Annotated in this window: 5 protein-coding genes; 4 read left to right on the top strand and 1 reads right to left on the bottom strand. The window is 69.7% G+C overall.

What is annotated here, in order from left to right:
* Positions 1-7: 7 nt before the first annotated feature.
* The 3 genes from AC07NG_RS14445 to AC07NG_RS14455 are packed head-to-tail and all read left to right on the top strand — an operon-like array spanning position 8 to position 7,742.
* Entirely contained in the window at positions 8-3,142 is a 3,135-nt protein-coding gene (locus tag AC07NG_RS14445) for a multidrug efflux RND transporter permease subunit (protein ID WP_494594728.1), read from the top strand.
* Positions 3,139-6,342, top strand: coding sequence for an efflux RND transporter permease subunit (locus AC07NG_RS14450; protein WP_494594730.1), 3,204 nt, complete (start codon positions 3,139-3,141; stop codon positions 6,340-6,342). The genes AC07NG_RS14445 and AC07NG_RS14450 overlap by 4 nt, the downstream gene beginning before the upstream one ends.
* Positions 6,339-7,742 carry an efflux transporter outer membrane subunit gene (locus AC07NG_RS14455; protein ID WP_494594732.1) on the top strand — a complete coding sequence of 468 codons (1,404 nt, stop codon included), beginning with the start codon at positions 6,339-6,341 and terminating at the stop codon, positions 7,740-7,742. Before AC07NG_RS14450 ends, AC07NG_RS14455 begins: the two co-directional genes overlap by 4 nt.
* Before the next feature lie 22 nt (positions 7,743-7,764).
* Here the strand turns inward: AC07NG_RS14455 and AC07NG_RS14460 are convergent, their stop codons facing one another.
* On the bottom strand, positions 7,765-8,127 hold the full coding sequence (locus AC07NG_RS14460; RefSeq protein WP_494594734.1) for a CZB domain-containing protein: 363 nt from the start codon (positions 8,125-8,127) through the stop codon (positions 7,765-7,767).
* A 252-nt stretch (positions 8,128-8,379) separates the two neighbouring features.
* Here AC07NG_RS14460 and AC07NG_RS14465 point away from each other — a divergent pair, with 252 nt between their 5' ends.
* Complete coding sequence (locus AC07NG_RS14465) at positions 8,380-8,655, top strand: FecR/PupR family sigma factor regulator (RefSeq protein WP_494594735.1); 276 nt, start codon at positions 8,380-8,382, stop codon at positions 8,653-8,655.
* Positions 8,656-8,795: the final 140 nt, after the last annotated feature.

Genomic DNA, 8,795 nt, shown 5'->3' on the forward strand with positions numbered 1-8,795 from the left:
CCGCCCCATGAACCCCTCGCGTCCCTTCATCCAGCGGCCGGTCGCCACGGCCCTGTTCATGGCGGCCATCGTCCTGGCCGGCCTGGTCGGCTTCAAGCTGCTGCCGCTGTCGGCCCTGCCGGAGGTGGATTACCCCACCATCCAGGTCCAGACCCTGTACCCGGGCGCGAGCCCCGAGGTGATGAGCCAGACCGTCACCGCCCCGCTGGAAAAGCAGCTGGGCGAGATGTCGGGCCTGACCCGCATGAGCTCGGTCAGCACGGCCGGCGCCAGCATCATCACCCTGCAGTTCGGCCTGGGCGAGACCCTCGACGTCGCCGAGCAGGAAGTGCAGGCGGCGATGAACGCGGCGGACTCGCTGCTGCCGGCCGACCTGCCCGCCCCGCCGACCTACGCCAAGGTCAATCCGGCCGACGCGCCGGTGCTGACCCTGGCGATCACCTCCGACACCCTGCCGCTGACCGAGGTGCAGAACCTGGTCAACACCCGCCTGGCCCAGAAGATCAGCCAGGTCTCGGGCGTGGGCCTGGTGTCGCTCAGCGGCGGCCAGAAGCCGGCGATCCGCATCCAGGCCGACACCCAGGCGATGGCCTCGTACGGCCTGACCCTGTCGAACCTCGAGACCGCGATCAGCAACGCCAACGCCAACAGCGCCAAGGGCAGCTTCGATGGTCCCACCCGCACCTACACCATCAACGCCAACGACCAGCTGCTGACGGTCGACGACTATCTGGACCTCGTCGTCACCTACAAGAACGAGGCCCCGATCCGCATCCGCGACGTGGCCAGCGTGGTGCAGAGCGCCGAGAACACCCGCCTGGGCGCCTGGGCCGGCAAGACCCCGTCGATCATCGTCAACGTCCAGCGCCAGCCGGGCGCCAACGTCATCAAGACGGTCGACGCCATCAAGGCCAAGCTGCCCGAGCTTCAAGCGGGTTTGCCCGCCACCCTGAAGGTCGAGGTCCTGGCCGACCGCACCACCGGGATCCGCGCCTCGGTCCACCACGTGGAGATGGAGCTGGTGCTGGCCGTGGTGATGGTCGTGCTGGTGATCTTCTTCTTCCTGCACAGCCTGCGCGCCACGATCATCGCCAGCCTGGCCGTGCCGATCTCGCTGATCGGCTCGTGCGGGGTGATGTACCTGCTGGGCTTCTCGCTCAACAACCTGTCCCTGATGGCCCTGACCATCGCGACCGGCTTCGTCGTCGACGACGCCATCGTCATGATCGAGAACATCATCCGCCACATGGAGCGGGGCGAAAAGCCGTTGCAGGCGGCGCTGAAGGGCGCGCGCGAGATCGGCTTCACGATCATCTCGCTGACCATCTCGCTGATCGCCGTGCTGATCCCGCTGCTGTTCATGGGCGACGTGGTCGGGCGCCTGTTCCGCGAGTTCGCCATCACCCTGTCGATCACCATCCTGATCTCGGCCGTGGTGTCGCTGACCCTGACCCCGATGCTGTCGGCCCGCTGGCTGAAGAGCCACGCGGAAGAGGAAGAAAAGCCCGACAGCGTCGGCAAGAAGGCCCAGGCGCTGTTCGAGAAGATCGAGGGCCGCTACGAGGTCGCCCTGGCCTGGGTCATGGCCCGCCAGAAGGCCACCCTGGTCGTCGCCGTCGCCACCCTGGTGCTGACCGGCGTGCTCTACATGGTCATCCCCAAGGGCCTGTTCCCGACCCAGGACACCGGCCAGCTGCAGGCCCGCACCGAGGTCGAGCAGTCGGTGTCGTACGAGCGCATGGCCGGCCTGCAACAGCAGGCGGCGGAAGCCATCCTGGAGGACCCGGCGGTGGAGAACGTCGCCTCGTTCATCGGGGTGGACGGCGCCAACAACAGCATGCTCCACACCGGCCAGATGCAGATCAACCTGAAGGCCGACCGCAGCGGCTCGCAGGAAAAGATCATGCAGCGGCTGCGCGAGCGCGTGGCCGCCGTGCCGGGCGTAACCCTCTATCTCCAGCCCACCCAGGACCTGACCATCGACGCCGAGAGCGGCCCGACCCAGTACCGCCTGTCGCTGGAAGGCGCCGACACCGCCACGGTCAAGGAATGGGCCGGCAAGCTGGCCGCCAAGCTCGCCGAGGTGAAGGCCGTCCGCAACGTCTACAGCGACGCCTCGGCCACCGGCTCGGCCGCCTATATCGACATCGACCGCGACACCGCCGCCCGGCTTTCGATCACCGCCTCGGACATCGACGACGCCCTCTACAGCGCCTTTGGCCAGCGGATCGTCTCGACCATCTTCACCGAGACCAACCAGTACCGGGTGATCCTGGAGGCCAAGCCCGGCCTGCTGACCGACCCGGCCTCGCTGGGCAACCTCAACCTCAAGACCGGCGGCGGCTCGCCCGCCCCGCTGGCGGCCTTCTCGACCATCAAGGAAAAGCAGGCGCCGCTGCAGGTGACCCACGTCGCCCAGTTCCCGGCCACCACCATCGGCTTCGACACCGCTTCGGGCGTGTCGCTGGGCCATGCGGTGGACGAGGTGCGCAAGGCGATGAAGGACATCGGCATGCCCACGTCGGTGACCCACACCTTCCTAGGCGCGGCCGGGGCCTACGAGAACTCGCTGAGCAACCAGCTGTGGCTGATCCTGGCGGCCGTGGTCTGCGTCTACATCGTGCTGGGCGTGCTCTACGAGAGCTACATCCACCCGCTGACCATCCTGTCGACCCTGCCGTCGGCGGGCGTCGGGGCGCTGCTGGCCCTGTGGGTGACGGGCAATGACCTCGGCGTGATCGGGATCATCGGCATCATCCTGCTGATCGGCATCGTCAAGAAGAACGCGATCATGATGATCGACTTCGCCATCGAGGCCGAACGCAACGAGGGCAAGTCGCCCGAGAAGGCGATCTTCCAGGCCGCCATCCTGCGCTTCCGCCCGATCCTGATGACCACCCTTGCGGCCCTGTTCGCCGCCGTGCCGCTGATGCTGGGCTTCGGCGAAGGCGCCGAGCTGCGCCGTCCGCTGGGCATCGCCATCTTCGGCGGCCTGCTGGTCAGCCAGTTGCTGACGATGTTCACCACGCCGGTCGTCTATCTGGCCTTCGACCGCCTGGCGCCCAGCGCCAAGGGCCGCCGCGAGGACGGGAACGCCGACGAGGGCCGGGTCGAGCGTCCGCTGCCGGGGCTGCCGTCATGAACCTGTCGGCGCCCTTCATCCGCCGGCCGGTGGCCACGGTCCTGCTGACCGTCGGCCTGGCCATGGCGGGCATCTTCGGCTTCTTCGTGCTGCCGGTCTCGCCCCTGCCGCAGGTGGACTATCCGACCATCGCGGTGTCGGCCAGCCTGTCGGGGGCCAGTCCCGAGACCATGGCCTCCAGCGTCGCCACGCCGCTGGAACGGCGCCTCGGCGTGATCTCCGGCGTCAACGAGATGACCTCGCAGAGCTCGTCGGGTTCGACCCGGGTGACCCTGCAGTTCGACCTCAACCGCAAGATCGACGGCGCCGCCCGCGAGGTGCAGGCGGCTATCAACGCCACCCGCGCCGACCTGCCGGCGACGCTGAAGAGCAACCCGACCTACAGCAAGATGAACCCGTCGGACTCGCCGGTGATCATCCTGGCCCTGACCTCGGACACCAAGACGCCGGGCCAGATCTACGACGCGGTGTCGAACATCGTCTCCCAGCGCGTCTCGCAGGTGCAGGGCGTCGGCGGGGTCGAGATCGGCGGCGGCTCGCTGCCGGCCGTGCGGATCTCGGTCAATCCGTTCCTGCTCAACAAGTACGGGGTGAGCCTGGAGGACGTGCGCGCCTCGATCCAGGCGGCCAACGCCAACCGCCCCAAGGGCGCCCTCGAAGGCGACGGCAAGCGCTACCAGATCTACACCTCGAGCAGCGGCCGCACGGCGGCCGACTACGCCGGCCTGCTGGTGGCCTGGCGCGGCGACGCCGGCGTCAAGCTGTCGGACGTGGCCGACGTCAAGGACAGCGTCGCCAACACCCGGACGCTGGGCCTCTTCAACGGCAAGCCGGCGATCATCGTGCTGATCACCCGCCAGCCGGGCGCCAACATCATCGAGACCGTCGACAGCGTGCGCGAGGCCCTGCCCGAGCTGCGCGCCCAGCTGCCCAGCGACATCAGCGTGCAGGTGGCCAGCGACAGCACCAACTCGATCCGCTCGTCGCTGAAGGAGATCGAGATCACCCTGCTGATCTCGATCGTCCTGGTGGTGCTGGTGGTCAGCGCCTTCCTGCGCAGCGCCCGGGCGACCTTCATCCCGACGGCGGCGACCATCGTCTCGCTGCTGGGCACCTTCGGCGTGATGTACCTGCTGGGCTTCTCGCTCAACAACCTGTCCCTGATGGCCATCACCGTGGCGACCGGGTTCGTCGTCGACGACGCCATCGTCGTGCTGGAGAACACCCAGCGCCACATCGAGGCGGGCATGGACCGCTTCAAGGCCGCCGTGCTGGGCGCGCGCGAGGTGGGCTTCACCGTGCTGTCGATCAGCGTCTCGCTGGTGGCGGTGTTCATCCCGCTGCTGTTCATGGGCGGCCAGGTGGGGCGCCTGTTCCGCGAGTTCGCCGTCACCCTGTCGGCGGCGGTGCTGATCTCGCTGGTCATCAGCCTGACGACCACGCCGATGATGTGCGCCTACCTGCTGCGCGCCCGCCCCGAAGGTCACCAGGAAGGCCGCATCGCCCGCGCATTCGAGAAGCTGTTCGACCGCATCCAGCGGCTCTACGCCCGGTCGCTGGATTGGGCCCTGGCGGCCAAGCCGCTGGTGCTGATGATCCTGATCGCGGTCATCGGCATGACCATCTGGCTCTACATCGCCGTGCCCAAGGGCTTCTTCCCGCAGCAGGACAGCGGCCAGCTGATGGCCGGCATGCGGGCCGACGAAAGCGTCTCCTCGCAGGTCATGCAGGCCAAGTTGCGGACCGTGGTCGACATCATCCGCAAAGACCCGGCCGTCGACACAGTGGTCGGCTTCACCGGCGGCAACCGCTCGGGCGGCGGCTTCATGTTCGTCAACCTCAAGCCCGTCTCCGAACGCAAGGACAAGGGCAGCGCCGTCATCGCCCGCCTGCGGCCGCAGCTGCAGAAGGTCACCGGCCTGTCGATCTTCCTCAACCCCGTGCAGGACGTGCGGATGGGCGGGCGGTCGAGCAACTCGACCTACCAGTACACCCTGACCAGCGACTCCAGCGCCGCCCTCAAGGAATGGGTGCCGAAGCTGGCCGAGGCGATGAAGGAGCACTCCGACGTCATGACCGACGTCGACAGCGACCAGTCGGAGAACGGCGTCGAGACCCTGGTCACGATCGACCGCGACAGCGCCTCGCGCATGGGCGTCACGCCCAAGGCCGTGGACAACGCGCTCTACAACGCCTTCGGCCAGCGCCAGGTCGCCACCATCTACGAGGACGTCAACCAGTACGGCGTGATCCTGGAGTGGAACCAGAAGTTCGCCCAGGGCCCGGAGGCGCTGAACGACGTCTATGTGCCGACCAGCACCAGCAGCACGACCACCACGGCCAGCACGAGCGGGGCGTCGGTCAATCCGTCGCTGCGCGACGCCTCAACCGGCTCGACGCTGAACACCTCGGCCACGCCGATGACCCCGCTGATGGACATCGCCAGCGTCTCGCAGAACGCCACCCCGACCTCGGTCAACCACCAGAACGGCGAGCTGGCGACCACCGTGTCGTTCAACCTGCCCGACGGGGTGTCGCTGTCGCAGGCCCAGGCGGCCATCACCCAGGCCGAGGCCGACATCGGCCTGCCGACCAGCGTGCGCGGCAGCTTCCAGGGCAGCGCCCGCAGCTACAACGAGCAGATGAAGCAGCAGCCCTACCTGATCGCCGCGGCGCTGGTGGCGATCTACATCGTGCTGGGCATCCTCTACGAGAGCTACGTCCACCCGGTGACGGTGCTGTCGACCCTGCCCGCCGCCGGCGTCGGGGCGGTGCTGGCCCTGCTGCTGTTCGGCATGGAGTTCTCGATCATCGCGCTGATCGGGGTGTTCCTGCTGCTGGGCATCGTCAAGAAGAACGCCATCCTGATCATCGACTTCGCCCTGGAGGCCCAGCGGGCCCGGGGGCTGACGGCGCTGGAGGCGGTGCGCGAGGCCAGCCTCCTGCGCTTCCGCCCGATCCTGATGACGACCCTGGCCGCCGCCCTGGGCGCCCTGCCCCTGGCCATCGGCTTCGGCGAAGGCGCCGAGCTGCGTCGGCCGCTGGGCATCACCATCATCGGCGGCCTGATCGCCAGCCAGCTGCTGACCCTCATCACCACCCCGGTCGTCTACGTCTACATGGACCGCCTGCGCGGCAAGCGGCGCAAGGACGAGCGCGACCTGACCCACATGCCCGCCCCGCCGGAGCCCGCCCGATGACCGCCCGCCTTCTGACTTCGCTTCCCCTGCTCGCTCTCGTCGCGGCCTGCTCGACGACGCCGGCCTACGAGGCTCCCAAGCTCGCCTCGCCGACGCCCGCCGCCTGGAAGGCGCTGGACGGCTGGAAGGCCGCCGATCCGGCCGACCACGTCGATCGTGGCGACTGGTGGACCCTGCTGGGCGATCCGCAGCTGGACGCCCTGGCCCAGCGGGTGAAGGTCAACAACCAGACCATCGCCTCGGCCGAAGCCGCCTATCGCCAGGCCCGCGCCCTGGTGAAGGAGCAGCGCGCCTCGCTGTTTCCCGCGATCGACCTGTCGGGCTCGGCCACCAAGACCGGCGGCGGCGGCGCCTCGTCGTCCAGCAAGGGCGAGCGCTACCAGGCCGGCATCGGCGCCAGCTGGGAGCCCGATGTCTGGGGCCGCATCCGTGCGACGGTGAACAACGCCAAGGCCTCGGCCCAGGCCAGCGCCGCCGACCTGGCCGCCGCCGAGCTGTCAGCCCAGGGCGAACTGGCCACCAACTATCTGGGCCTGCGCCAGACCGACGCCGAGATCGCTCTCGTCCAGGCCACGGTCGAGGGCTACCAGCGGTCCCTGAAGATCACCCAGAACCGTTACGACGCAGGCATCGCCCCGCGCTCGGACGTGCTGCAGGCCCAGACCACCCTGGCCAACGCCCAGTCGACCCTGGAGGGCCTGAGCCAGACCCGCGCCACCTACGAGAACGCCGTGGCGGTGCTGGTCGGCGAGCCGGCCAGCAGCTTCACGATCGCCGCCGATCCCAACTGGTCGGCCAGCGTACCGGAAATCCCCGTCGGCCTGCCCTCGACCCTGCTGGAGCGCCGTCCGGACGTCGCCGCCGCCGAGCGCCGCGTGGCCGCCGCCAACGCCGAGATCGGCTTGGCCCGCGCCGCCTATTTCCCGACCTTCACCCTGACCGGCGACGGCTCGAGCAGCGCCACCAAGCTGGGCGACCTGTTCGCGGCCTCGACCAACACCTGGTCGCTGGGCCTGGCCGCGGCCCAGACCCTGTTCGACGCCGGCGCGCGCAAGGCCCAGGTCGCCCAGGCCCGCGCCTCGTACGACGCCGCGGCCGCCGACTATCGCCAGACGGCGCTGGAGGCCTTCCAGGACGTCGAGAACCAGCTGACGGCCGTACGGGTGCTGGAGCGCCAGTACGCCCTCCTGCAGACGGCCTCGACCGCCGCCGATCAGACCGAACAGATGCTGCTGAACCAGTATCGCGCCGGCCAGGTGGCCTATACCGACGTCGTCACCGCCCAGGCCTCGGCCCTGTCGGCCCGGCGCGAACTGGCCACGGCCCGGGTGTCGCGCCAGGCGGCCGCCGTGGCCCTTGTGCAGGCGCTGGGCGGCGGATGGGCGGGGGTGAAGGGGTAGGGGTCGCGCCCTACCCCGCCCCCTACCCGGCCGTCGTCTCGGCGGCGATGCGCATCTTGCGGAAGGCGGCGGTCAGGTCGGCCTTGGCCTGAGCCAGGGCGCCGCCGTTGCGCAAGCTGCGGCGGGCGTCGGCGACGGCGCCGCGGTTGACCTGGTCGGCGACCTGGCCGGCGACGCGATGGAACTCGCGGTGGGCCTCCAGGCAGTGCAGGTGCAGGTGGCTGCCCGGCATCCGCCGGTGGCCCTCGCCGTGCAGCCACTGGCCCGCGGCGCACTGGCGCTCGGCGCGGACGGCGACGGCGTCGACCTGGCGGCCGCCGCCCATGGCCTCTTCGAGGTCCTCGCAGATGCGATTGTGAAACTGGGTCTGTTCGAGAAAGTCCATGACCACGCTCTCACGCTGGGGGCGACTGAACGTGCGCAATGACGACTTTCGGTTTCGCGATTATTGCGCCCAGGTTGCAGTTTGACGAAGGGCGGGCTCAAGGCCCCGCCATCGCCGATTTCGCGGGCGCCCGGCCTGCGCGGCGCCCGCCGGACAACCCTGGATATCGCCGCACGTCCGGCGCGACATTCGACCGTAACAGTCTCCCGGAACAACGGCCTCCGCTTCATCCGATGACGGAGGGACGCCGAAATGACCCGGACCAAAGAAGACGTGCGCGAGGCCGCCGCCTGGCTGGAGCGCCTGCGTGCGCCCGACGCCGGCGAGGCGGACCACGAAGCGTTCGAGGCCTGGATCGCCCAGCCCCGCCGCCGCGACGCCGTCGAGGCGGTGCAGGCCATCGAGGCCGAGATCGCCAGCTGGGATCCGCCGGAGCCTTCGGTGTGGCGCGACCTGAGGGTCCTGGCCCTGGGCGGAGCGGGCATCGCCGTCGCGGCCCTGGCGGTCGCGGGCGTGCTGGCGCACTGAGGCGCCAGATGCTCCCCCTCTGGGGGAGCTGTCGGCGAAGCCGACTGAGGGGGTCTGCTCGGCGCAGGTCGGCGCGGGGGGGGGGGGGGGGGGGGGGGGGGGGGGGGGGGGGGGGGGGGGGGGGGGGGGGGGGGGGGGGG

Source organism: Caulobacter sp. GW821-FHT10C03, from assembly GCF_059415485.1.

Excerpts from the sequence above, each read along its gene's own strand:
- AC07NG_RS14445 (WP_494594728.1), top strand. The coding sequence starts at position 8 with ATGAACCCCTCGCGTCCCTTCATCCAGCGGCCGGTCGCCACGGCCCTG.
- AC07NG_RS14450 (WP_494594730.1), top strand. The coding sequence starts at position 3,139 with ATGAACCTGTCGGCGCCCTTCATCCGCCGGCCGGTGGCCACGGTCCTG.
- AC07NG_RS14455 (WP_494594732.1), top strand. The coding sequence starts at position 6,339 with ATGACCGCCCGCCTTCTGACTTCGCTTCCCCTGCTCGCTCTCGTCGCG.
- AC07NG_RS14460 (WP_494594734.1), bottom strand. The coding sequence starts at position 8,127 with ATGGACTTTCTCGAACAGACCCAGTTTCACAATCGCATCTGCGAGGAC.
- AC07NG_RS14465 (WP_494594735.1), top strand. The coding sequence starts at position 8,380 with ATGACCCGGACCAAAGAAGACGTGCGCGAGGCCGCCGCCTGGCTGGAG.